General features: G+C 65.6%; 1 protein-coding gene. It reads right to left on the bottom strand.

The features are described from left to right. Window positions 1–892: ABC transporter substrate-binding protein (locus tag AQJ91_RS48430; RefSeq protein WP_234383495.1), on the bottom strand; the 892-nt coding region annotated here is incomplete at both ends.

Here is an 892-nt window from a genome sequence, read left to right as displayed (position 1 = left end):
CCGTCCTTCTCACCGAGGGAGGCCAGCTTCTCCAACGAGGCCATGTCGTACTCCGCCGGCCAGGTCGGCAGCGTCAGGTTCTTCAGGACCTCACCATCGATCTTGGTGTAGGTCGTGACGATCTGACGTGCCTCATCCGGGTGCGCCGAGGCGTACTCGAGCGACTCGGTCACCGCCTCGGTGAACTTCTTCACCAGGTCGGGGTTCTCCTGGGCCAGCTTGGTGGAGGCGAAGTACGTCGCGATGGTGAGGTTCGGGTCGGTCTCGGCGAAGGGCGACGCCACGAGGCGCGCGCCCTGCCCCTTGGCGATGGTCAGCGCGGGCTCGCCCATCCAGGCGGCGTCCACCTGCCCGCCGTCCAGCGCGGCCGGCATCTGGTCGAACGGCATCTCGACGAACTTGACCTTCGAGGGGTCACCTCCGTCCTTGCGGACCGACTCGCGAACGGTGGTGTCCCCGATGTTCTGCAGCGTGTTCACCGCCACGGTCTTGCCGGCGAGGTCCTTGGCCGACTTGATCGGGCTGTCCTTCTTGACGGCCACTCCGCTGTTGTCCGCGCTGGTGTCACCGGTGGAGGAGGTTCCGTTGACCACGGACTTGATCGGCACGCCCTTGGTCTGGGCGATCATCAACGAGGTGACATTGCTGAACCCGAACTGGAACTGACCGCTCACCACGCCGGGGATGATCGCGGCACCGCCCTGGGCGGTCTCCATCTTCAGGTCGATGCCGCGGCTGCTGAAGAACCCCTTCTTCTGCCCCAGGTACAGCGGCGCCACATCGACGATCGGGATGATCCCCACTTTGACCTGGGTGGTCTTCTCCCCACCCGCGGAGGAAGAACCACCGGTCTCGGAAGAGGATCCGCATCCAGCCGCGGCTGCGACCGTCA

This window comes from Streptomyces dysideae, from assembly GCF_001514305.1.
Lineage (GTDB): Bacteria > Actinomycetota > Actinomycetes > Streptomycetales > Streptomycetaceae > Streptomyces > Streptomyces dysideae.
This window is presented reverse-complemented; position numbering and strand designations above follow the sequence as displayed.